At 62.0% G+C, this 24,237-nt stretch carries 21 protein-coding genes; 6 read left to right on the top strand and 15 right to left on the bottom strand.

Annotated features, from left to right (window positions below; translation table 11 throughout):
* Positions 1-34 precede the first annotated feature (34 nt).
* A complete protein-coding gene (locus OSH12_RS21635; protein WP_266345706.1) occupies positions 35-976 on the top strand; it encodes a beta/alpha barrel domain-containing protein in 942 nt (313 codons plus the stop codon).
* Between the two features lie 784 nt (positions 977-1,760).
* Here OSH12_RS21635 and OSH12_RS21630 read toward each other — a convergent pair.
* Entirely contained in the window at positions 1,761-2,990 is a 1,230-nt protein-coding gene (locus OSH12_RS21630; RefSeq protein WP_266345705.1) for a multidrug effflux MFS transporter, read from the bottom strand.
* Positions 2,991-3,107: 117 nt separating this feature from the next.
* Here OSH12_RS21630 and OSH12_RS21625 point away from each other — a divergent pair, with 117 nt between their 5' ends.
* The gene (locus OSH12_RS21625; RefSeq protein WP_266345704.1) at positions 3,108-4,088 is read left to right on the top strand and encodes a LysR family transcriptional regulator; all 981 of its coding nucleotides are present in this window, start codon (positions 3,108-3,110) and stop codon (positions 4,086-4,088) included.
* A gap of 769 nt (positions 4,089-4,857) precedes the next feature.
* The gene (locus OSH12_RS21620) at positions 4,858-5,274 is read left to right on the top strand and encodes a VOC family protein (protein ID WP_266345703.1); all 417 of its coding nucleotides are present in this window, start codon (positions 4,858-4,860) and stop codon (positions 5,272-5,274) included.
* Between the two features lie 634 nt (positions 5,275-5,908).
* On the opposite strand, the gene OSH12_RS21615 is transcribed toward OSH12_RS21620, so the two are convergent.
* From OSH12_RS21615 to OSH12_RS21585, 7 genes are all read right to left on the bottom strand, one after another.
* Positions 5,909-6,952: a Gfo/Idh/MocA family protein gene (locus tag OSH12_RS21615; protein ID WP_266345702.1), complete on the bottom strand. Its 1,044-nt coding sequence runs from the start codon at positions 6,950-6,952 to the stop codon at positions 5,909-5,911.
* Positions 6,953-6,957: 5 nt separating this feature from the next.
* Complete coding sequence (locus tag OSH12_RS21610; RefSeq protein ID WP_266345701.1) at positions 6,958-7,965, bottom strand: Gfo/Idh/MocA family protein; 1,008 nt, start codon at positions 7,963-7,965, stop codon at positions 6,958-6,960.
* 10 nt (positions 7,966-7,975) lie between these two features.
* Entirely contained in the window at positions 7,976-8,755 is a 780-nt protein-coding gene (locus OSH12_RS21605; protein WP_266345700.1) for an SDR family oxidoreductase, read from the bottom strand.
* A gap of 37 nt (positions 8,756-8,792) precedes the next feature.
* Positions 8,793-9,125 (bottom strand): hypothetical protein, encoded by a 333-nt coding sequence (locus OSH12_RS21600; protein ID WP_266345699.1) that lies wholly within the window; start codon positions 9,123-9,125, stop codon positions 8,793-8,795.
* A gap of 264 nt (positions 9,126-9,389) precedes the next feature.
* Positions 9,390-10,517, bottom strand: coding sequence for an ABC transporter substrate-binding protein (locus OSH12_RS21595; RefSeq protein WP_266345698.1), 1,128 nt, complete (start codon positions 10,515-10,517; stop codon positions 9,390-9,392).
* Between the two features lie 36 nt (positions 10,518-10,553).
* Positions 10,554-11,405, bottom strand: coding sequence for an ABC transporter permease (locus OSH12_RS21590; protein WP_266345697.1), 852 nt, complete (start codon positions 11,403-11,405; stop codon positions 10,554-10,556).
* 31 nt (positions 11,406-11,436) lie between these two features.
* On the bottom strand, positions 11,437-12,240 hold the full coding sequence (locus OSH12_RS21585; RefSeq protein ID WP_266345696.1) for an ABC transporter ATP-binding protein: 804 nt from the start codon (positions 12,238-12,240) through the stop codon (positions 11,437-11,439).
* A 381-nt stretch (positions 12,241-12,621) separates the two neighbouring features.
* Between OSH12_RS21585 and OSH12_RS21580 the strand changes: the two genes are divergently transcribed.
* Complete coding sequence (locus OSH12_RS21580; protein WP_266345695.1) at positions 12,622-13,557, top strand: MurR/RpiR family transcriptional regulator; 936 nt, start codon at positions 12,622-12,624, stop codon at positions 13,555-13,557.
* A 942-nt stretch (positions 13,558-14,499) separates the two neighbouring features.
* Here OSH12_RS21580 and OSH12_RS21575 read toward each other — a convergent pair.
* The 7 genes from OSH12_RS21575 to OSH12_RS21545 form a co-directional block, all read right to left on the bottom strand.
* Complete coding sequence (locus OSH12_RS21575) at positions 14,500-15,123, bottom strand: tyrosine-type recombinase/integrase (protein ID WP_266345694.1); 624 nt, start codon at positions 15,121-15,123, stop codon at positions 14,500-14,502.
* Positions 15,120-15,653 carry a lipocalin family protein gene (locus OSH12_RS21570; protein ID WP_266345693.1) on the bottom strand — a complete coding sequence of 178 codons (534 nt, stop codon included), beginning with the start codon at positions 15,651-15,653 and terminating at the stop codon, positions 15,120-15,122. The genes OSH12_RS21575 and OSH12_RS21570 overlap by 4 nt, the downstream gene beginning before the upstream one ends.
* A 130-nt stretch (positions 15,654-15,783) precedes the next feature.
* Entirely contained in the window at positions 15,784-17,127 is a 1,344-nt protein-coding gene (locus OSH12_RS21565) for a metal-dependent hydrolase family protein (RefSeq protein ID WP_266345692.1), read from the bottom strand.
* A 198-nt stretch (positions 17,128-17,325) separates the two neighbouring features.
* The gene (locus OSH12_RS21560; protein ID WP_266345691.1) at positions 17,326-18,585 is read right to left on the bottom strand and encodes a CaiB/BaiF CoA transferase family protein; all 1,260 of its coding nucleotides are present in this window, start codon (positions 18,583-18,585) and stop codon (positions 17,326-17,328) included.
* A 3-nt stretch (positions 18,586-18,588) separates the two neighbouring features.
* Positions 18,589-19,794, bottom strand: coding sequence for a 3-sulfinopropanoyl-CoA desulfinase (gene acdA / locus OSH12_RS21555; RefSeq protein WP_266345690.1), 1,206 nt, complete (start codon positions 19,792-19,794; stop codon positions 18,589-18,591).
* A 177-nt stretch (positions 19,795-19,971) separates the two neighbouring features.
* Positions 19,972-20,667, bottom strand: a complete 696-nt coding sequence (locus tag OSH12_RS21550; RefSeq protein ID WP_266345689.1) for a cysteine hydrolase — start codon at positions 20,665-20,667, stop codon at positions 19,972-19,974.
* 173 nt (positions 20,668-20,840) lie between these two features.
* Complete coding sequence (locus tag OSH12_RS21545) at positions 20,841-21,785, bottom strand: LysR family transcriptional regulator (RefSeq protein WP_266345688.1); 945 nt, start codon at positions 21,783-21,785, stop codon at positions 20,841-20,843.
* Between the two features lie 302 nt (positions 21,786-22,087).
* On the opposite strand from OSH12_RS21545, the gene OSH12_RS21540 reads away from it, so the two are divergent.
* Both OSH12_RS21540 and OSH12_RS21535 read left to right on the top strand, forming a co-directional pair.
* Positions 22,088-23,290 carry an urea ABC transporter substrate-binding protein gene (locus OSH12_RS21540; protein WP_380224840.1) on the top strand — a complete coding sequence of 401 codons (1,203 nt, stop codon included), beginning with the start codon at positions 22,088-22,090 and terminating at the stop codon, positions 23,288-23,290.
* Positions 23,291-23,370: 80 nt separating this feature from the next.
* Complete coding sequence (locus OSH12_RS21535) at positions 23,371-24,237, top strand: ABC transporter permease subunit (RefSeq protein WP_266345782.1); 867 nt, start codon at positions 23,371-23,373, stop codon at positions 24,235-24,237.

Here is a 24,237-nt window from a genome sequence, read left to right as displayed (position 1 = left end):
GAACTTCCTCACCGATCGTTCCCCGGAGTTTGCCATGAAGACCACCCCCGTCACGCCCGAAGACCTTGTTGCCTCCATCATCGCGCTACCGCCCATCGCTCGGAACCCGGATGGCGGCATCAACCTCGGTGAAAGCCGCAAGATCGTCGACTGGCTCGCCTCGGCCGGCGTCAGCTCGTTCATGTATGGCGGCATCGCCAACCTGTTCAACGCAAGGCTCAGCGAATATGGCGCTGTGCTCGACCTGATCGAGGCGGTCACTCCCTCCGACGAAGCCTGGATGGTGCCGGCGATCGGCGGCGATTATGGCAAGGCGATCGACCAGGTGGCGATGCTGCGCGAGCGCGACTTCCCAACCGCGATCCTGCTGCCGTTCTGGCTGGTGCAGCCGAAAGGCGTCGCGACCGGCATCCGCAAGCTGGCCGATGCCTATGGCAAGCCGCTGATGGTGTTCTTCAAGGCGCTCGATTATCTGACGCCGCAGGACGTCGCGGCGCTATTGAAGGATGGTGCGCTCTGCGGCGTCGAATACGGCATCGTCCCGGACGAAACCGGCCAGTCGCCGCATCTGACCGCACTGCTGGACCTGGTCGGCTCGGCCGACCGCCTGATCGACGGGGCCGGCGAATTGACCATCGTCGAAAGCTCGAAGTTCGGCATCCAGGGCTATACCTCGGGCACCGGCCTGCTGGCGCCGCATATCTCGCAGGCCTTGCTGGAAGCCGTGAAGCGGGGAGACCGCGCCGCAATCGACAGCCTCAGCCAGGTCTTCGTGGATTTCGATGCTGCCCGCGGTGCCTATTCCGCCATTCCCGTCGTGCATGACGCGATCCGCTTGGCGGGGATCGCCGATACCGGACCGATCGGCCCGTTCTTCGAGACCGCGTCGGACCAGGCGATCGTCTCTGACATCACGCGCATCGCCAGGGAACTGATGAAGGCTAACGCAGACTTCAGGCGGATGGGAGGTCGCTAGTGCCCTCAAATCGGGGTGCGAGGAGCATTGGCTACCTGACTTGGCTCGCCCGAAAGCTGCCAGACGGCTCTGCGCCCCCATCTCTGCCATCCAGGGGGGCTCGTCATCCCTCCAAAAGCGGACATTTGACCGGCATGATCCCCTGTTGCGGCTTGGGACTTTTTCGTCCGTCGGCTATCGGGCAACAAGTTGTTGGCGACGACCTAATCTTTCCTTCGCGCTGTAAGTTGGTTCTCGAGACGGAAAACATGATGGAGGTTCGGGGTTCGCGAAAATCGGTTGCCGGGCGTGAAGTCCGCTCGAACGCACCGCCTCCGGCAGAGGCCAGCGGTTGCCAGTGTCGGTTTCCGTGGAGATGAGGGGCGCTACCGCTCCGAGAAGAAACGACGATCGCACATTAGTGACCCTAGTTGATAGGTCCGCACTGCTGACTTCGCAAAAGGCAATGGCTGCTTCCAGGCCATCGATGCACGGTATGCTGAATAGCCGAAACAGTTGCTGCCGCCGACCGCCATAAGCTCCCGATCCGAGGACGATGGCGCTGGCGCCGTCCTGACGGAACAGGGCAATGCTGTCGACAGTGCCCTTTCGGTCCTGGCAGTTCTCGTCGTCGTTTTGCTGGGGATGGCGTTCGGTGGGAATGCCGGCGAAGTGTGGGGCGATATCGAGGCGAATGATCTCCTTTTCGCCGTCGCGAGGCTCTGCATGCATAGTCCTGCGGAAGGACCGGCCAACGCCAGCGCATAGTCGCCATGCTCGTCGACGGCCTGCGCTACGGCGCCGGTTAGGCAAGGGCCGCGGGTTCAGCCGCCTGGGTCCCATCCCCGAACAGGCGGCCTTTTTCGGCGACGAGGAAACAGACCAGCACGCAGGCGCCAAACAGACACAGGCTGGCCATCACCGGCCGCAACGTCCCGTCGAAGGACTGGGCCACCGCCAGGCCAAGCAGCGCACCGCCGACCGTCTGGACGGCGCCGAAGATCGACGCCGCCGTGCCGGCCACCTCCCCGAGCGGTTCCATCGCCAACGCACCGGTGTTGGTGAAGCAGAACGCGACCATCGGGGTCACCAGGACCATCATCAGCAGATACAGCCAGAGCGGCGGCGTTCCCAACAGCGTCATGCCGAACCACACGACGCTGCCGGCGACAAACAGCAGCATCGCGCCATGCGACAGCCGGCGCATGCCGAACCGCGCCACCAGCCGGGTGTTGAGCAGGAACCCGACGATCGCCGTTGCCGGCAGGGCCGCGAAAGCGAGCGGATAGTACGGGCCGAGCCCATAGAGATCGACATAGACCTGCTGCGAGGTGTTGATCAGCGCCAGCACGATACCAAGCAGGAACGCGCCGGAGAATCCGTAACCCACCGCCATCCGATTGCGGATCACCATGGCGAAGCCGTCCGCCACGCTGCCGAAATCCAGCCTGCGACGGTTCTCGCTCGTCAATGTTTCCGGCAGGCGGAGGAGGGCCCAGCCGCCGAGGATCGCCGCGACGGCCCCCATGACGACGAAGATCAACTGCCATGGGCCGAGGAGAAGAAGGATCTGTCCGACGCCGGGCATCAGGAGCGGCACGAGCAGGAAGATCGACATGGCAATCGACATCACTTCTGCCATCGCCTCGCCCTCATAACGGTCGCGGACCGCCGAAAGGATGCCGACGCGGATCGCCGCCGCGGCGACGCCTTGGCCGAAGCGGATGGCCAGCAAGGCTCCGAACTCCGTGACGGCAGGTGATGCCAGCGCGGCAGCGAAGTAGGCGGCGATGCCGATCAGAATCGGCGGCCGGCGGCCGAAGCGATCGCTGAGCGGCCCGAAGAGGATCTGCGGCAAGCCGAAGCCGAGAAGAAATACCGTCAGCACAAGCGAACGGTCGTTCGTGTTCGCTACATGGAAGGCGGCGCCGATCTCCGGCAGCGCCGGCAGCATGATATCGATCGCGACCCCATCGATCGCCATCAGCGCCGCGACAATCGCCACGAATTCTCTCCAGGAAGGGTCCGATTTCATTGCCGTGCCTCCTCATTTTTGAGACGTCGACTTGAAGGATGCCGTTCGATGGGCGCTATACTGGTTCTGGCTGCAAAATCGGGGAAATGAATTGTTATCATAGGGAGTATTCGCCAGATGAATTGGGGAACTCTCGACCTCAACCTACTCCGGGTGCTCGACACCATGCTGTACGAGCGCAATACGACGCGCGCCGGCGAGCGTCTCGGACTGAGCCAGCCCGCCGTGAGCGCGGCCCTCACCCGGCTGCGCGGCATCCTCGGCGACGCGCTGTTCGTTCGCGAGGGCAACAAGATGGTGCCGACGCCATTCGCCGCGTCGATCGGCGATCCCTTGCGGCAGGCGCTCGGCCGGATCGAGCTGGTGCTTGCCGGCAATGCGCCGTTCGCCCCGGCCAAATCGACGCGGCTCATCCGCATGCTCGGCGATGATTATTTGGCGGAGATGGTTCTCCCGAAGATCCTGACGCTGTTGCTCGAATGCGCGCCGGGCATCCGCTTCCAGCTGTTGCCGACGAACCCACGACCGCTCGCGTTGCAATTGGCCGAGGACGGTATCGACCTTGCATTTGGCATCATCAAGGACGCGTTGCCGGAATGGGTGGTTCGCGTCCTCGCCATGCACGCTGCCCCGACGCCGGTGGCGAGCCGGTCCAATCGATATCTGGCCCGCGCCGGAATCGAGGACCGCCACATGATCCCTCTCGACCTCTTCTGCGAAATGCCGCAGGTCTTCTTTGGACCGGACGGAATGCTGGTGGGCGAGGAGGATGCCGCCCTTGCCGGCATCGGACGCAAGCGCAACGTCGTGGCGACCGTTCCCGATTTTTTCAGCGTTGCCAGGGTAGTCGCGCAGACCGACCTGCTCGCCCTCCTTCCCGACAGGTTCGCCCTTTCCGTGGCCGATGTTCTGGGGCTGCGGATCTATTCGCTGCCGTTTCAGATGCCCGTCGTTCCGCTTCACCTATGCTGGCACAAGCGCCACGACGACGACCCCGAGCATCGCTGGATCCGGGAGCTCATCCTGGAGCAGCTCGAACCCCTGGACGCGATCCGCTACCCCGTTTCCTTCGCCCCGGCAGAGACGCCGCGAGGTTAGGATGAGGACGCAGGGCCCATCCAGGAATGGCCCTAAGAGGACATGCCGGACGCCCTCGATGAGGCGGGTCGTAGGGCCATCCGCAGCCCACCTCGGCCGCTACCCAGATCGTCTCCTGCAGGGCGCCGGCGTTGGTCGCAGTCGTCGGCGAAGATCACCGGGACCATACCGGTTCACAGAAAAGGCCTGACGAGACATGAGAGTAGCCCACATGCCGAAAAACGGTACGTTTCAGTATTTGCGATCCGCAGTCTACGCCGAGATCCTCGGCTTCGATAAGCTATTTAGATCGTTAAAGAATTTGTCGAGCCAAAGAGACTCGAAGCTGCTGATTGTCTCGAAAGCAAACGCATGTCTGCGTTCCTGGCCTCGCTCCCGAAAAGTCGTCAGTCCGTTCACAGCCCCGAACGGTTGTGACTCGCGCGTTTCATACTCGGCCAATCAAGGCCGAGGAGAACTTCCGCTTCGACGCGCAGATATGTTCCCTGCCTGTCGGTCTTGGGGTGGTTTACTGCCTGTCGGCTCTTGGGTGGGTGGAGACCAGAAGCGGACGATCCCTGTTGGCACCCGAAGTCCGGCTCCTCTCAACTTATCTGGTTCTCATGACAATCACCATTCGCGATGCTGCCGAAGAGGACACCCTTCCCGCGAAGTGGGTTGGTGCGGGGGGCCGCTCTAAAGCATCCAACCTCAGTGTCGTAGCCATGGTGTTGCCGCACAGCGCGAATAGGCGCTAGTGAAGAACAGAAACGAACTTGGAGATTACGCGTTGACCGCTACCAAAGCCGCCATTGCTAGGTTGGAGGGAATCACTGTGCTCGCGGATGACGTAGCGAAGCTCGCTACCTTCTATCGTGACGCGCTCGGCCTTCGCGTTGACGTCACGGAGCAGAACTACGTCGCCTTTGGAGGCGAAGGCATCCGCTTTGCCATCTTCTCTAGGATCGGCATGAGCGCCAATACGCACGATCACCCTGATTACCGCACGCAGTTCACTGGCCAAGCCTTCGAGCTGAATTTCGAATGTGCATCGACAGACGATGTCAACGAACGGTTTAGCCACATCGTGGCGAATGGCGGGCGATCCATCGCCGACCCCACGAAGAAGCACTGGGGACACTTTGCCGGCTTCTTTGCCGATCCGGAGGGCAACATCCACAGCCTCTTCGCCGTACTAGCTGAGTAGCGTTCGTCATTCACTCTGTCACGATCGCTGTTTTGCGTTGCGGTGCGGTCGGCGCAACGAAGCGAGCCGCCGATATCCCACCCTAGACCCCGCGCAATTGCATGGCCTACCCACTCCGGCGATTGCTCATCTTTCCGCGTCTTAGTCTTAGCCTTTGCCAGCACAGCAAGAGCCTTCATTCGTTCGTCATCCGAAGGGCCGCCAACTGGGTGCCATTTTTCCACGACGCCCACCTCGTCCCCTGCAGAACCAGGGCCATTGCCGAGGTTGACCGAACTATTCGATACCACTCGGCCTCTTCCGAGCGGGGCGCCATGTTGGCCTTCCCAATGGTAGCTCTGAAGACATTCGATCCCTTCAAGACTCCAAACTTGGCCATCTCGGAGTCGGCAATCGGCTATATGTGGCGAACCACTCGCGCCGCGGCCAGGAGAGCTGAAGCACCGCGAGCGTCGTCTACGCTCGCGGCTTGTCCGCTGGGCTTGCGGGTGTGATGCACAAACATGATTGCGCATTGAGTCTGTGCCGCGACTTATCCCCACGTCTTGAGGACAAGGTCAATCGCAGAATTATCGTTCTCATCGACTTGATGAGAACTGATGAACGAGTCGATGATGAGAACATTGAGCCATCGCTACAGCGTGACCACCTGCTGGGTGTGGATCGACTCGTCCGCTGCCAGCACGATCTTGAGGCTTTTGACGCCATCGTTCATGTGGTCGGTCAGGTCGAGGTCCTCCTCGATCGCCTTCAGCAGATAGAGCTGCTCACGTTCGCACAAGGCATTGTGATCCGGTTCGTCCGAGACATCGATGCGCTCGTCCGGCTTGCTCATGTCGGCGTAGTGGCGAAGGATCTGGCTGGTCTTGGTGTGGGCGTTGATGTCGTCCGACTTCACGCCCGAATTGTTCTCCGCCATGACGATCGAAGCCGAGCCCTTCGGGCCGAACACGTCCTTCACGAAGAAGGCCTGCTCGGACACCATCGGTCCCCAACCGGCCTCGTACCAGCCGACGGAGCCATCCTCGAACATTACCTGCAGCTGGCCGTAATTGTTGATCGGCACCTCGTCCGTCAGCCTTGCGCCGATCGCATGCACACGCACCGGCTTGGCCGAGGTCATCTGGCACATCACGTCGACATAATGCACGCCGCAATCGACGATTGGCGGGAAGCTCTGCATCAGCCGCTTGTGCCACTCCCAGGTCTCGCCATTTGACTGCTGGTTCAAGTTCATGCGGAAGACCAGCGGCGTTCCAAGTTCGCGCGCAATCTCGATAAACTTCACCCAGCTCGGATGCTGGCGCAGGATGTAGCCGATGACGAGCTTGCGCTTGGTACGCTTGGCGACTTCGACGACCCGCTCGGCATCGGCGGCCGAGATTGCCATCGGCTTCTCGACGAAGACATGCGCGCCGGCTTCCATCGCCTTGATGGCGAAGTCCGCATGCGTGTCGGGCATGGTGTTTACCGAGACGACGTCCGGCTTCAACTCGGCCAGCGCGGCTTCAAAATTGCTGAACTTCGGCACGCCCTGCAGCTGCGGCGGCAATTCGACCTTGTCGATGTTGCGCGTGCAGAGTCCGACCAGTTCGTATCCGTCGATCTTCGCATAGGCGAGCGCGTGGCTCATGCCCATATTACCGAGACCGACGACGAGAACCCGTTGCTTGGCCATTTCGCTCACCCCTGTCCGATCCTGATGACGTTGCCCGTTCGGGCAGATTCTTCCGCTGCCAGCGTCGCCTCTAGCGCCGCCGCGGCATCCGTGGGCACGCCCATCACGGGCGTCTCGCCGGCCAGCGCGCATTTGGCGAAATAGGAGAACTCGTCACGCAGCGCGCCGCCGCGCACACCGTTGAACTCCGGCCAATAAGTCGTGTCCGGACTGTGCAGCTTGTCGCTGGAGACGATGCCGAGGTTCGGGAAGGTATCCTGCACATGGATGATGCCTTCCGTGCCGATGATCGACATACGCTCGTCGATGTCGAACGGCGTCTTCTCCGGCATGCACCAGACGGTCTCCAGCGTCGCCGTCGCGCCGCTTGCGAAGCGGTACATGGTTTGGCCGATATCGGGATGCGTCAGGTTTCGCACCGAGATCGTCTGCGCATAGGCCGAGACGATCTTCTCGCCGGTAAACCACAGCATGACGTCGGTGTCGTGGATGGCGTCGCCGACGATCGGGCCGATCTTGTTGAGGATGGTCGGCGTCCAGGCGGCGGGTATGTTCCGCCGCGACGACAGCGCGACGATCTTGCCGATCTTGCCGGCGTCGATCGCCTGCTTCGCCATGCGATAGCGCGGGTTGAAGCGCACGATATGACCGACGAACAGGATGCCCTTCGCGCCCTTCGCGGCCTCGACGATGGTGCGCGCATCCTCGACGGTCGAGGCGATCGGCTTTTCGAGGAAGACGTGCTTGCCGGCCTTCAGCGCCGCGACGGCCGGTCCGACATGCTGGTCCCACATCGTGCAGATCGACACCGCGTCGATCTCGGGATCGGCGAGCATGTCGTTGTAGTCGGTATAGGTCTTCGCCACGCCGAACTTAGCGCCCATCGCCGCGAGCCGGTCAGGCTGGCGGGTGCACAACGCCGCCAGTTCGAGATTGGGCACGCCGATGATCGTCTCGCAGTGGATCTCGCCGAACCAGCCGAGGCCGATCACGCCGATGCGCAGTCTATCCATTCCATCCCCCTCAGAAATCTTCGATCGTCAGTTCGCGCGACATGACGATGTTGCCGGCCGTCAGCCCGCAATCGACCGGGATCGCCGCGCCGGTCACGGCGCTGGCAGCGTCCGACGCCAGAAAGGCGACGACGCGCGCCACTTCGGCCGGCTCGACGATGCGGCCGAGCGGATACCAGCGCTGCAATGTCTCCAGCACCTTCGGATCCTTGGCGGCCCGCTGCTCCCAGAGCGGCGTCCGGACGGTTCCCGGCAGCACGATGTTGGCGCGGATGCCATAGCGGCCATATTCCATGGCGATCGCCTTGGTCATGGCGATCATGCCGGCCTTGGCGGCGCTGTAGGCGGGGTCGCCGAGCGCATAGAGCGCGTTGACCGAGCCGACATTGACGATCGCGCCCGAGCGCCGGGCGACCATGCCGGGCAGGACGGCATGCGTGCAGGCATAGGCGCCGCCGAGATTGCCGTGCATGTCCGACTGCCAGCCGGCCGGATCGGTCGAGGCCATGGTCGGGTGCGAGGAATAGCCGGCATTGTTGACGAGAATGTCGACCTCGCCGAGCTCGGCAAAAGCTCCGGCGACCGCTTCCGCCGAGCTGATGTCGACCACCGCCGCCCTGGCAGGAATGCCGTCGGCCGCGAGTTCATCGGCGAGCGCTAGCACCTTGTCGCTCTTGTCGAGGGCGAGAATGGTGGCCCCTTCGCCGCCGAACAGCCGGCACAGCGTCTGCCCAATGCCGCCCGCCGCACCGGTGATGGCAACGCGCTTGCCCGCGAACGTACCGCTCATTCCCTATCCCTCGCTGATATCCAAACGGCGTCGCCCATCACTCGAACCAGCCGTCCTTCAGGTAACGCATGTATTCGAACACCATGCCGTGCTTGAGGACGAAGACGACTTCGAGAAACTCGCCGACGATGAAGGGCGGGATCAGGATCTCGACATCGGTCAGATGCGGCTCCAGCTCTGTCACCCGGTAGGCGACGTGCGGCGTATTCTTGATGATCTCCGGCACGGTGCTGTCCGGCGCATAGCGCAGGAACTCGATGTGCTCGGGATGGTTTCGCGGATTGGTGACCCAGATCCGGCTCTGCTCGACCCAGTTCTCGTCGGGCTGCGGCTCGGTGGTAGTGATCCCGACATGGTCGAACTCGAACATACTGTGTCCCTTGGTCTAGTCTGACCCAGCCAGTCGTCCTCTTCGGAGAACGCGCTTTGCAAACCACCGTCCTCAACATCCTGAGGAGGCCCGAAGGGCCGTCTCGAAGGACGCAGAGACTTCTTGCACCGCCAAAAGAACCCTGCCCTCAGGCCCTGCGTCCTTCGAGACCGCTTTCTCCGAAAGCCTCCTCAGGATGTTGGGCACCGAGTGTTGCAAGCCGAATTGGAGGGCGGCAGCGCGTCAACGCCGCCGCCCGAGATATCAGAGCGCGGCCTCGATGGCGGCGACGTCGACGGCCTTGTAGGCGTCCGAGAGCTGGAACGCTTCGGCATCGGCCTTCACCTTGGCGTGGTCGAAATCATTCGCCGCCGCGATGAACTGGTTGGTGGTCACGTCGGCGGCCTTGAAGACCTTCGAGACCTGGCCGATTTCGGCGATCGCGTCGAAATAGCCCTGCCAGCTATCCTCGATGTGGAAGCCCCAGGCCTTGCGCTCGTCCCAGCGCGCATGCATCAGCGCCGTCTGCTGCATCAGCGATTCCGTCGCGACGGTCGGATCCATCTGGCTCGCCAGCCCCGGGAACTGCTCCATGGTGATCTGGGTCGCGGCGCGCGGGTTGACCCAGCCGAACTCCATGCCCATCGCCCAGCCACGCAGATACTTCTCATAGACCGCGACCTTGGCCGCGTCGGCGAGGTCGGACTTGCGGATCACATAGGAATTGGCCGGGAACTTCGAGACGTTCTTGCCGAGCAGATAGTCGAAATCGAGCCCCTGCCCGCGCCACTGGGCGCGCAGGCCTTCCCAGGACAGCGCCGCATCGGCCTGGCCCTGCGCCAGTGCCTGGCCCCAGGCGCTGACCTCGACATACTTGACCTTGCTGGTATCGACGCCGGCGGCCGCCAGCATCGGATTGGTGATCGCCTGCCAGCCCGAAGAGCCGAGCGCGATCGTTTTGCCTTCGAGACCCTTCAGGTCGGCCGGAGCCTTGCCTTTCGGGAAGGCGAAGTTGAACACGTCGCCGGCCATCACGTGATAGGCAGAGACGAGGTCCATGCCCTGCTCGAGGCCGAGCGACAGCACGCCCGGCGAGGGATAGCCGAAATCGGACTGGTTCTGGTCGACGAGCTTGACCGTCGCCGTGCCGTCCTGCGGACCGGCCTCGATCACCGTGTTCAGGTCGCCGAAATAGCCGTATTTCTTGGCGACCCAATAGGCGAAATCGTCCAGCACCTCGAGCGTGCCGCGCGGCGACACCCAGCGGATGGTGATTTCGTCGGCTTGCGCCGCGCCGGTGCCGCCAAGGCCGATGGCCGAGATGGTCACGCCCGCCGCCGTCACCTGCAGAAGCCGGCGACGATTGATCATCAGGTTCGAAATGTCAGTCATTGCAGTTCCCTCGTTTCTGTCAGGCAACGGCCGGTGTCAGGCTTCCCAATTGGCCCATTTCTTTCCGACCCAGAAGAAGAACACGTAGATCGAGATACCGATGATCGCGAGAAGCGTGATGACCGCGAAGAATTGCGGCATCCGGATCATCGACGAATAGTAGTTGAGGCGATTGCCGAGGCCTTCCGCGCCGCCGACCATCTCGGCGCCGACCGTGGTCAGCAGGCCGAAGATCGAGCCCACCATCAGCCCGACGATGATCATCGGCATAGCCATCGGGATGCGGATCTTGGTGAAGATCTGGAAGGTCGAGGCGCCGAAGGAGCGTGCGAGCGCGATCTTGGCGAGATCGACGCGGCGGAACCCGGTCGCCGAATTGATCATCACCATCGGCCCCGACGCGAGCGCCACCGCGATGATGCGTGGCTCCCAGCCGAAGCCGAAGCGCAGCACCAGCAACGGCACGAGCGCCAGCATCGGCGTCGTCACCAGCAGCAGGATGTAGGGGGTGACGATCTTCTCGGCGAAGGGAAACTGGGTGATCACCGCCGCCAGCACGAAGCCGATCGAGGCGCCGATGGCAAAGCCGATCAGCAGTTCGCAGATCGTCACCACCAGGTGCGGCCAAATGAACTTCCATTCGGTGATCAGCGCCATGCCGATCTGGCTCGGCTTCGGCATGATGTATTGCGGCACCTGGAAGATACCGAGCAGCAACTCAGTGCCGCCGATGATCACGACGGCGACGAGGATGATGATGAAGGTCTCGAAGGCGCTGCGTCCGCCGCCCGAGGTGAGCGAAGTGAGGCCGCCGGAAAGGCTGGCGCCGCCGGCAGCACCCGGCTTGGCACCGAAGGTCGGGATCTGGTCGCGAAGTTGGCTGTCCACGTGCACTATCCTTGAACTTTGACTGCGACCGTCAGGCTTTGCGGTGGTCGATCATCGCCTTGATGGCATTGACGCGCTCGATGAACTCCGGCGTCGACTGCACGTCGACGCCGCGCGGCCGCGGCAGGTCGACGTCGACGATCTCCTGGGTCCGGCCGGGACGCGCCGACATGACGACGATGCGGTCAGCGAGGAACAGCGCCTCGACGATCGAATGGGTGATGAAGATGATCGTCTTCTGCGTCTCCATCCAGATTTCCTGGATCAGCAGGTTCATCTCGTCGCGCGTGAAGGCGTCGAGCGCGCCGAACGGCTCGTCCATCAGCAGGACGGACGGGTTGACCGCCAGGCTGCGGACAATCGAGGCACGCTGCTGCATGCCGCCGGACAGCTCGCGCGGCATCTTGGTCTCGAAGCCCTTGAGCCCGACGCGCTGCAGGAGCGCATTGATCCGCGCCGTGTCCGGCGGGATCCGCTTCAGCTCGAACGGCAGCTCGATGTTCTTCTCGAGATTGCGCCAGGGCAGCAGGTTCGCTTCCTGGAAGATCATCGCGATTTCGGGATGCGGCTTCAGGATCGGCTCCTGGCCAAGCCGGATCCGGCCCGCGCTGAGGCCGTGCAACCCCGCCATCGACCAGAGCAGCGTGGACTTTCCGCAGCCAGATGGCCCTAGGATGCAGAGGAACTCGCCCTCCCGCACTTCGAGCGAGACATTGTCGAGCGCATGCACGACGCCGCTGCGCGCCTGATAGAACTTGCTGGCTCCCTCGACGACCATTTTGGCCGGTGCCGTCGCATCTGCGCGCGGCAAGCCAAGAGCTTCGATAGCGTTCACGCTAGCGCCCCCACATTCCCTGAAAGCAGCCGGCGGCCTTTGCGGCTCATCCCGGCAACTTCATTCCCCGTCCGCCCTTGTGGGCGGCTCATTCCTGAAATCATGTTACAATAATTCAAACTCCGCAAGGCCGAATGATGTTGGAGCGCGAAACACTTCCACGGCCCCAAAATCCAGCCTTTTTGCGGGATTTATTCGACCGCGATACAAAACACGCTGTACCGTCATGTGGAACAGCACCGTATCGGCAAACAGCCGCCCTGCTTGCCGAAGGTCGGAAAACGTGTAATTCAATTTCTTGTACCGCCTGCGCCCGGACCATCAATCCGCCGGGATCGCTCCGTTTCCGCGGCCTCGCAGCCCGCTGGAGAAGACCACCGCATGTCGCCTCGCAAGAACCCCGTCACAACCGCGGCCATCGATATCGTCTCGCGGATCGAGCGGGTCGAGTTGGACCTGTCGCCGGCCGAGCGGCGCGTCGCGGAAGTGGTGCGTCAGGATTTCGAGGCGGCAACACGATCGACCATCGCCGATCTCGCCGCCAAGGCGGGCGTCAGCCAGCCGACCGTGACGCGCTTCTGCCGCTCCGTCGGCTGCGCCTCGTTCAACGAATTCAAGATCGGCCTGGCGACGACGCTGACGGTCGCGGCCGTCTATCTACGCTCCGACCGTGTCTTTAGCGACGATGTCGGCCAACTGGCGCAGACGATCATGATGCGCGCCGCGACGACGGTGCGCGAGACGCTCGATCAATTGGATACGGCCGCCGTAGGCGACGCCATCGCCGCCTTTGCCAAAGCGCGGCGCATCGACATTTACGGGCAGGGCGGCGGCTCGGCAGCCATGATGGAGGATGCAAAACTGCGCCTCTTCCGCCTCGGCATTCCCGTCTCAGGCTATACGGACAGCCATCAGATGCGCATGTCGGCAGCGACCCTGCAGCCGGGTGACGCCGTCTTCGCCATCTCAAACAGCGGCCATTCAAGGGCTGTCGTCGAGGCCGTCGAGATCGCCGTGTCCTTCGGCGCGACGACGGTGGTCATGACCCGACCGGATGCGCCACTGACAAAGGCAGCGACCATAGTGATCCCCGTCGCGGTCGCGGAAGACGAGAATATCCTGCTGCCCACGCCGTCGCGCTATGCCCATATGGCCGTCATCGATACGATCGCCGCCGGCGTCGCGGTGAAGTTGGGTAGCAGGGGGCGCGAGGCGCTGCGCCGCGTCCGCTACACAGTCGCCAGCATCGGCATCGCCATCCAGACGCCCTCGACCGACCCGACCCCGTTGGCATCCACCATCAAACCGCACGAATAGGCCCATGACCACGTGGCCCGCGCATGATCACGCCTTCTGTAAGGCCCTGATCTATGATGGCGCGGGCGGTATACCATCGCGGCTAACTGGCCATCACAGGCGACCGGACTTCAGCCGCAGGACCGACCGGCACGATCGTACCGAGAACCGGCGAACCGGAGCAGGATCTAGACGGCCTGGCGCTTGCGCCCGGCTTCATTGCCGCCCACCCTATTACGACGGCATTGTGCTCGACGCACTGTCAACGGCGGTCGGATTCCTGGCCAGCGGGACGAAGTAGAGCAGGCCGATGATAACGAGACGATGCGACCTGCAAAGGGCCCGATCCTCTCCGGATCAAACCGAGCCACCTCCAGATGCAATCTGGCATCCATTCCAGTCTTGGATTTTCCCATACATTTAGAACTGACATCACATGCATATGCGGCACTCAAATGAAGCGCAGGGAAGCCGAGGGGGCATAACTGCTTGTCGGGTGGCCGCCCGATCCCTGCGCGTTTCGCTGCCTCTTCATTCCGACCACGTTCGTGCCAGTCTATCCATCGAGCGCTGCTGCAATATCGTGGAACCGATTACCTCTGAGGCACGCTTCACTGGATCGTCAGCGAGGTAGGCTTACCTGTTGGTCGCGGAAGCCTGGCTGTGCCCGAGCAACTTCCCGACTATGGAGGCGCACGCCCCTTAACCCTGCCCGCTTGGAAACGAGCGCCCACGGCCTCTTGAGATCCGAGCGTGGCCTCTCGACTTTGGCTCCCACGCTCGTGCCAGCAATCACGTAAATTCCAGTCCTCGGCAAACTACCGAGAACGATCATCGCGGGCGCATTGAGAACGATTGTCTTCTTCCAGGTCTTGCTGTCCGACAAAAGGAGTAGACCGCGCTCCAGGTCAACTTCTTGCCATTGCAGATGGAGGATTTCCCGCAGCCGGGCGCCCGTCAGCATCAGGAGACGAAGCGCCCCGGCAGGTTCTCTGTCGATGATGACGCGACGATTTTCTGCCTTCGGTGCGTGCTTGGTCCTTTTTGCTCGGATCGGGCACAAGGGATACCGACGTTCTCGCCCTCCGTCAGGGCCGCCCCCAAACTTTCCAGTTCTTCAAGGCTGAGAGGCCGCTCCCGCTTCTTGTTGGCAAAGCGCGTGACTTTGGCGGCTGGGTTCGTTCCCTCTGCGATAAAAGCGTGCTCACCGGCCCAGGAATACATCGCGCTGACGACCGCAAGCACACGGTTGGCGCTCGCTCGGTGACCATCGAGCTTGGCCTGATAGCGGAGCAAATCCGCTGGCTGGACATCTGCGGCGCGCTTGCGGCCGACGATCGGGTCAATGTGGACCTGGAACGCACTTCGATAACTGGCCGTCGTATTGGGCTTCAACTTGGGCGCGATGTGCAAACGCTCGAACTCCTCGAACAACGCCTTGACTGTTAGCGCCGCCTTGGCCGTCGATTTGTTCGCTGGATCGGCCCCCTTGGCGGCCACGCTGTAAAATGCCGGCAGCGGCCTCGCGTGATTCCAAGAAGCGGCATTCGATCCTCGGACCGCAGCCTTGCAGACCGTGTGTCTCAATGCTGGGTCCAGCGTAGCAAGCCCACGTCATAGCCGAGCGCCCGAACCTTGGCTTGCAAGATCTTGCGAACTTGCTCGGACGGCTTGGCGGTACGGGTCAGGATCCACAAATATCGGCCGGACGGCTCACCGACAATTGACCATGCATAGTCGGGTCCATGATCGAGCACCCAGTAGTCGCCGTAGAACGGCCCGAAAAAGGATACCTTCAGCTTCGCATTTCCGCTTTCTGGCACGACCTTGGCGTGGCCCTCCGCGACCTTCTTCTTTCCATCCACACCGCCTTCGCGGCAGGTGTTCACCACCCTGACCGTGCCGTCGTCGCGCAAACTGTAATCGGCTGTAACCGCCTCACAATTCCGCTCGAAGCGATTTTCGTATCGGCCAAGTTCAAACCAGCGGCCGAGATAGCGATTGAGCTCAACGATTTTGGCCGGTTGGCGAACAGACGCGTTTCCTACGGGGCCGGCCGGACTGCACGCAGCCACGATGCCGGCAGCAAGAAACGGGAGGATTCTTTTCAGGGCCATCCAATTCAATCAGATGGCTTGGCTTAGGTTCCCTCCAGAGCGGCCGCAGTGGACCGGATATCTCCGGCTATGCCGTCCCGACGCAATTGCCGTACAGCCAGGGCGTCGAGCCCAGCGGCTAGCACCGCGCCTAGTTGGCAATCAGCGAATTCTTGAAAATGCGACCATCCTTCATGATCACCAACAAGCTGCTGGATGGATCCGATAGCAGCGAAATGTCTTTGACCGGGTCGCCGTCGACCAACAGCAAGTCTGCGAGTGCGCCAACTTCGATAACGCCGAGCTTGCCAGGATAGGGATTGCGCCGGTCGGACAGCGCCAGCAGCTCTGCGTTGTCGGCGGTAGCCATTTTCAGCACCTCTGCTGGCGTATACCACCGGGTCATCGTCTGAAGCTGTGCGCCTTGCCGAGCCGCCCGCGCACCGTCGAACAGGATGTCGGTGCCAAAAGCGACCTTCACTCCGAATTCCTTTGCCAGACGATAGGCATTGTCGGTTCCCGAGCGGACCTCTGCTGCCTGCGCTCGACCGGCGGCGTCCGGTTGCGCATTTGCCATTTCATCGGCCAGGAATGGTTGAAGGCTCCACCACGTCCCGGTCTCCGCCATGAGCTTGGCAGTGGCTTCGTCGGCAAGCTGCCCGTGATCAATGACCTTGGCGCCGCCCTCGATGGCGTTTCGAATGGCCTCGGGCGTATAGGCGTGTACCGTTACATAAGTGCCCCAGTTGGCTGCAGCTTCGACCGCTGCCCGGATTTCCGGAACGCTCAACTGCACGGTGTCGATCGGTCCGTAAGGTGACGATACGCCGCCGCCAACGGTCAGCTTGATCTGGCTGGCGCCCTGCAGCAATTGCTCCCGGGTGCGCTTGCGCACCTCGTCTGGCGAGTCGGCGATAGCCGACATGCCGATCCGTTCTGGATAGCTCAGCGCATCGGGGGTAGCCGGCACTTCGTGAAGCATGCGGAAATCGCCGTGGCCACCACTTTGCGAAATCATGGCCCCTGACGGCCATATGCGTGGACCAACCACGACACCGCTGTCGATCGCCATCTTGAGCCCGAATGAAGGACTACCGAGGTCCCGAACGCTTGTGAACCCCCGCAACAGTGTCGCTTCCGCTTCCGCCCCGGCCATCAAGGTAATCAGCGTCAACGGCGCCGTTGACGCCATCGCCATTGTCGGCCGCACCATAAACGTATGCCAGTGGGCATCGATCAGCCCGGGCATAAGGGTCCTGCCGTCGCCGGCAATGCGGGTTGCCGGGTCCGCTGTCGTAATCGGCTCTGCCGAAATCGTGGCGATCCGATTGCCCTCGACCAGCACGTTCATCGGAGCCGTCACTTTTTCGCCGTCGAAGATCCGAACATTGTCGAACACCACGGGAGGCGAGAGCGCGGTCTGAGCCTGCAACGGGGTGATGAAACTGACGGCTGCCAGGCCTGCGATGAGGAGCGCGCCGATCGACTTTGCCATAGTGTTCCCTTGCCCCGTTCCATGCACCCATGAAGGCTATCCGTACCCTAGGGTCATCACACGGACAACCGCCATTAGCTAACCTCCCGCCGACTGCCGCCATGCGGGACGTCATCGGGTGCTGGCGAAAGAGAACTAGGCCGAAGGGATGCTGTTAACGCTCGCGGCAATTGCCGAAATGGGCCGAGTCCCACCCATTCATGGCACTGTCGAGGAAACGACGCCTTTGGCCACCAGATCCACTATTTCGTCATCGGCGAGGCCGGCCAATTGGGAGAGCAGCGTCTTGGAGTGTTCTCCGGCGAGCGGTGGGGCGTAGCGGTAGGAGACGGGGGTTTCCGACAACTTCAGGGGACTGCCGACCAGTGCAACTGTTCCGGAAGCGTCGTGCGGATAGGGCATCTCGATGCGCATCCCGCGCGCCAGAACCTGCGGGTCGCTGAAAACCTCGTCAATGCCATTGACCGGCCCGGCCGGAACGCCCTCCGTCTCGAGAACCGCAAGCCAGTTCGCCGTCGTTCTCAGCTTCATGGCGATGGCGACGTGCCGATCCAGTTCCACGCGATTGACCACGCGATTTGCGTTGCTGGAAAATCGTGGGTCCTCGCCGAGATGACCTAGATCGGCCAGGTCGCACCAGCGCCGGAATTGCGCATCGTTGCCGACGGCCAGAACGATAAAGCCGTCCAGCGTCTCATACGCTTTGTAAGGGACGATATTGGGATGTTCGTTGCCGCGCCGAACGGGGCGAACGCCCGAGACCAGATAGTTCGTCGCCTCGTTGACGAGCCATGAAACCTGGGTGTCGAGAAGCGCTATATCGAGATGCTGGCCCTTGCCCGTGGCATCGCGGTGGCGAAGGGCGGCGATGATGCCGATCGTCGCGTAAAGCCCCGTGGTGACATCCGCAATGCCGACGCCGACCTTCATGGGCGGCCCGTCCGGGCTGCCGGTGACGCTCATGATGCCGCCCATGGCCTGCGCGATATAGTCGTATCCGGCGCGCGCGGCGTAGGGGCCTGTCTGTCCAAAGCCGGTGATCGAGCAATAGACCAGGCCTGGAAACCGGGTTTTCAGGCTGTCATGGTCGAGTCCGTAGCGCTTCAGCGTGCCGGTCTTGAAATTCTCGACCAGCACGTCGCAGCTTTCGAGCAGGCGCAGCAGGATCGCATGGCCTTCCGGTTTGGTGAAATCGAGCCCCAGCGACCGCTTGTTGCGGTTCGCTGAGAGATAGTAGGCCGACTCTGTCGTCTCCTGCCCATCCGGCCCCTCAATGTAGGGCGGTCCCCATTTGCGCGTATCATCGCCCGCGCCGGGCTTTTCCAGCTTGATGATCTCGGCGCCGAGATCACCCAATATCTGCGTGCAGGTGGGGCCGGCGAGGATACGTGACATGTCCAGCACGCGAATGCCGGACAGGGCACCGATCGGCCTTGCTGCTTCGGTTTGGCCTGCCATGGTTCAGGCGCCCGCCTTGGTGTAGCCGTCTCGCGTCTGCGGCAATTTCCGCTCAAGCAGCTTGGAGGCCACCAGAGTGCGCAATACCTGCGCCGTGCCGCCGGCGATCGAGAACATCCGAACGTCGCGCGCCATGCGCTCGAGCGGCAGATCGCGCGAATAGCCGCGCGCGCCAAAGAGCTGGAGCGCATTGTTGACGATGGTAATCGCCGCCTCGGAGGCGAATATCTTCGCCTGCGCAGCCAGCGCGGGATCGGGAAAAAGGCTTCCATTCGGGCCGCGCGAACGCGCCGCCGCATGCAGCATCAGCCGCGACGCAGTCAACTGCGTCTGCATGTCGGCCAGCATCCATTGCAGGCCCTGAAACTCGGCGATGGGCCTGCCGAATTGCTCGCGGGTCTTGGTCCACTCGACCGCGAGTTCGAGTGCGCCCGCGGCAACACCCATGGCAACCGTACCGGCGCCGACGCGCTGGCTGTTATAGGCATTGATCAGGTCGACGAAGCCGCGCTTGAAACCGGACGGCGGCATGAGCACCCGATCCAGCGGAACAACGAGGTCCTCGAAAACGAGTTCGCCCTCGGGAATGCCGCGCAGGCCCATGGTGGGTTCGCGCTTGGCCACGCGCAGGCCGGGCCGTTCGTCGCGGATCGCCAGAAAGCCGCCAATGCCAAGCTCATCTCCGGCCTCATCGAACACCCGCGCGAAGATCAGGTGCAGTCGCGAAACGCCGGCACCGGTGATCCAGTGCTTGCGCCCGTTGAGGACATAGACGTCGCCGCGCCTGTCGGCGCGCGTCGTCATAGCCAGCGTATCGCTGCCCGCCTCCGGCTCGGTGATGCAGATGGCCGGCTTGTCGCCGGACAGGACGAGTTCCGCGGCGAGCTTCTTCTGCGCTTCGCTGCCATAGGCCATGACAGCCGAGATCGCGCCCATATTGGCTTCGACGACGATCCGCGCCGTGACGGTACACGCCTTCGCCATCTCCTCGATAACCAGCGCGGCATCGAAGAACGAGCGCCCACCGCCGCCATAGGCCCGGGGGATGGTCATGCCCATGAACCCTGCATCCGCCAGACCCTTCACGACATCCCAGGGATACTGCTCGCTGCGATCGGTTTCCACGGCGCGCGGAGATGCAATAGAGCGGGCAAAGGACCTGGCGTCCTGTCGGAGCTTTTCCTGTTCCGGCGTCAGTTCAGTATGCATGTGCAATCCCGCATGGTTGTGGCGGCGCGCTGTTGGCGCGCCTGGACGACCTTCGTCAAAAGGAGATCGAGCCAACGCCTCCGTCGTTTCCTGGAAACGCCCAACGGCTCTAGACTTTTGCTTGGTCGCGTTGGCTAACGCGAGCCGGCATCGTTGGCGCCTCGAGAAGCTCGAGCGTCAATCGGCGGAGAGATAGCGAACGAAGTCCGCCGCGCTGATAACCGGCGCAAAGAATTTGTTGATGCGCTCATAGGCGGCTTCCTGCTGGTCGATCCGCTGCGTTCCCGTCGCGTCGCCGATGACGATCGGCAAGAACCCGTTGTCACGGGCTGCGCGCGCATTGCCCTCGATGCACCAGTCGAGATGGAGGCCAGTCAGCACGATCACCTCGATACGCTTCCGCGATAGCTCGATAGGAAGCGGCGTGCCGATGAAAGCGCTCTGCAAAGCCAGTTCGTTGAATTCGAGATCGCCGGAGCGGACTTCGGCGCGGAGCGGATCGACCAGCTCATTGTCCTCAAGCCGCTTCTCGGGCGAAAAGTCGTGTCCCTCCGCCCAGGATGCGAACTGAACCTCGTCAAAAGCGGTCTTGGGCTGGCTGTCGCGAAAGATCGGCGCGCCAACCCAACTATAGGAGAGGAAGTTCGGCTGCTTCCTTGCCGCGGCGACGACTTTCAGCGTGGCTTCCAGGCTTCCGCGTTCCCATTGCTTCTCTCGTGCCTGCGCGCCCCATGGCTCATAAAGGGATTTGGTCTGGCTGATGGAGATGAAGGCGGCGGGACGGCGCAGGATCGCCGCCAGGTCGAGCTTCTTCCAGTGGGCCGCCAGTTCAGGGATGGCAGGCAGGCTGGCTGATGGATCGGAACGTGTCATGCTGGCTCCAGATATGCGATTTTCCGACAGCGCACGGGGGCGCCGGCTGTTGTCGCGTTCGATCCTGATTTCGAAATCCGGGCAGGTCCAATGCCGTTATCGCATCCATTCATCTCGTTTCTTGGTTAAACGAGCCGACGCGGCGAAACGTGCTGTCACCAGTTCAAAAACAGTCATGACGCCATCGAGGATGATGCGGAATCGAACATTTCCTTGAAATGAAAATTCTGCCCCGGATAGGAGATCCGCGCAAAATCATGGGCGAGGTTGACAAAGTCCGTGGTGAGCGACCGGACATTGCGCCGATTATCCCATATCGCCGAGATCCAGAGTCCGAGCTGACGCCCTTCATAGTGAAGCGCGGCGGTGTGCTGGTTGGGGCGCAGCCGCATGGTCGAAGGGATGATGGCAATGCCATGCCCCTCATTGGCCAGCGAAACCAACCCGTGCGGACTGCTGCTTTCGACAAGGATTTTCGGCGTTATGTAGGAGAGCGCGCAGGCTCCGTCGAAGAGCTTTCGGGTCATGAAGCTGTGACGCAGGAGCAGGAGGGGCTGATTTGCCAACTCGTCGATCTCGATCGTGCGGCGCGTGGCCAGGGCATGCCCAGGCGGCAAAACCGCCAACGCACCGAATGGAAAGAGCTCGCGCTTGGCAAAGTGCGAATTTCGCGGCAGGGCGACAAAGGCAAGATCGACGTCGCCTGCCTCGATCTTACTGATGAGGTTCGCGGAGCCGTCCTCGATCAAGGTCACGGCTATGTTGGGGTATTTTTGCCGATACTGATTGAGCACCTTGGCGACGAAGCTCTCCAGAGTCTGCGGTGTCGTGCCGATGCGTAGAACGCCACGGATACCGCCCGCCAGCTCGCGCGCATGCTCATGCAACGCCGACACTTTGTTGACGATCGCCTTGCTCTCCGCGAGCAACTCCTCGCCGGTCGCCGTCAGCTGAACGCCACGACCAAAGCGGTCAAACAACTTGATGCCGAGCTCGTCCTCGAGAATCTGAATCTGCCGGGAGATTGCCGATTGGCTGATGTTCAACTGCTCGGCTGCGCGGGAGTAGCTCAGCCCTTCGGCGACGGCCACGAAGTATCGAATGCTGCGCAGATTCATGGGACCTCATCCAGATTTTGGGCCCATTAAGCCTCTGGGTAGCCGTCGGGGGAAAGATCAGTTTCCTTGCATTGAAGCGGTTTAGAAGAAGTTTTTTGTCGCGAAACCACGGTTTCGTGAAACTTGACGCGGATAGCGCATATCTCGCGCACTCCATCCGCTAATTCGATAGGGTTTGGGCTAAAATAGCATTGGACGATTCAAGCCCCCTGCATACCCTGATCTCAACCTGAGATGGAGAATATGCAGTGTCTAGGAATGCCCTACTTCGTTTTCGAAAAGCGGCACTTGCCGGGAGTTTTCTGGTCGCGGCCGCGGTATCGACAATCGTCCCGTCATTTGCCAGCGAACCGATCAAGATCGGCGTTCTGGAGGATCAGTCGGGCGACTTCGCGCTTGCGACTTCGGGCAAGGTCGAAGCGATCCAGCTTGCCACGGACGAGATCAACGCCAAGGGCGGGATCGCCGGCCGGCCGATCGAACTGGTCATCTACGACACGCAGTCCGAGAACACCCGATACCAGGAATTCATGCGCCGGGTTCTCCAGCGCGACAAGGCCGACGTCGTCTTCGCCGGCTACTCATCGTCCGAGCGCGAGGCCTACCGGCCGATCGTCAACCAGCTCGACGGCTTCGTCTTCTACAACAACCAGTATGAAGGCGGCGTCTGCGACGGGAACATGGTGATCACCGGCGCAGTGGCCGAGCAGCAGATCTCGACGCTCATTCCCTGGATGATGAAGACCTATGGCAAGCGGGTCTACACCATCGCCGCCGATTACAGCTTTGGCTGGATCTCGGCCGAATGGATGAAGCAGATCGTCAAGGAAAATGGTGGCGAGCTGGTTGGCCAGGAACTGATCCCGCTGGGCGTCTCCCAGTTCTCGCAGACCATTCAGAATATCCAGCAGGCCAAGCCCGATTTCGTCGTGACGCTTTTGGTCGGCAACTCCCAGTCTTCCTATTTCGAGCAGGCTTCGGCAGCGCAGCTGAACCTGCCCATGGCTTCGTCGATCGGCGTCAACCAGAGCTATGAGCACAAGCGGTTCACGCCGCCGACACTGGCCAACATGCATGTGACGACGAACTTCATCGAGGAGATCGACACGCCGGAGGCCAAGGCATTCGTCGCGCGGTTCCGGGAAAAATATCCCGAGATCCCTTACATCAACCAGGAAGCCGAAAACTCCTACCTGGCGGTGTATCTCTACAAGGAGATGGTCGAGCGGGCGAAGGGGTCGACCAAGCGCGCCGATCTGCAAAAGGAAATCGCCAAGGGCGACATCTGCACCGACGCACCGGAAGGCAAGGTCTGCATCGACCCGAAGAGCCAGCATGTCTCGCACTCGATCTATCTTGCCAAGGTCGGCGAAGATCACTCGATCAGCTTCCCGGCCCATTGGGACAATGTGCAGCCCTATTGGCTCGGACAGGCAGGTTGCGACCTGACGAAGTTTGATCCGAGCACCCAGTACTCGCCCGACAATCCGCCGCCGAAGGGTTGATCCACCTACCCGCTTAACGAAGAGATCGCCCCGCGAAAGCTGCTCGGGCGATCTCCCCTTTTCTGGTGACAGGTCCCTTTATGGAAACCGGCTATCTGGCATTCGCCATGGTGATGCAATTCGCGGATGCGTTCGCGTTTCTGGTCCTGGCCGCCTGTGGGCTCGCCATCGTCTTCGGCATGATGGGCATCGTTAACCTGGCGCATGGCGAGTTCATCATGTGTGGGGCCTATGTCACGGTGGCCGCCGTTCATGCCGGGGTACCGCTCCCCCTTGCGATCGCCATCGGCGCAATTGCCTCCGCGCTCGCCGGAATGGTCGTAGAGTTTGCCTGCATACGCCATCTCTACGGGCGCCCGCTGGACTCCATCGTCCTGACATGGGGGATCAGTCTTGTCGTCACCCAGACGACCTTGATCACGCTCGGCTCGAACATGCCCAGCATCGGAACGCCCTATGGCAGTTTCGCGGTCGGGCCTTATTCGTATTCCGTCTATCGCCTGGTCCTGTTCGGGTCGGCATTGGCCGTTCTGGCGGGCCTTTACATCGTCTTCAACTGGACGCGCTTCGGCATCGCCGCGCGCGCCACGATGCAGGTCCCGCATATGGCGGCGGCGTCCGGGCTCGACACGAGACGCATCTACAGCTGGACATTCGCCATCGGCGCGGGCCTTGCCGGTCTTGCCGGGGGCCTCTACGCGCCGACCATGACGCTGGTGCCGACAATGGGCACGAGCTTCATGACGGAAGCCTTCGTCACGGTCGTCGTCGGCGGCGCGGACGTCATACTCGGCACAGCACCGGCCGCCGCCATCCTGGCAATCATCAAGGCGGGAATGACCTATTGGAAGGGCCAGCTCTTCGGCCAGATCGGCCTTCTCATCGCGGTGATCGTGGTCATCCGCATACTGCCCAAGGGCATCTCGGGCTTCCTGACACGGCAATGA

Source organism: Kaistia terrae, from assembly GCF_026344005.1.
Lineage (GTDB): Bacteria > Pseudomonadota > Alphaproteobacteria > Rhizobiales > Kaistiaceae > Kaistia > Kaistia terrae.
This window is presented reverse-complemented; position numbering and strand designations above follow the sequence as displayed.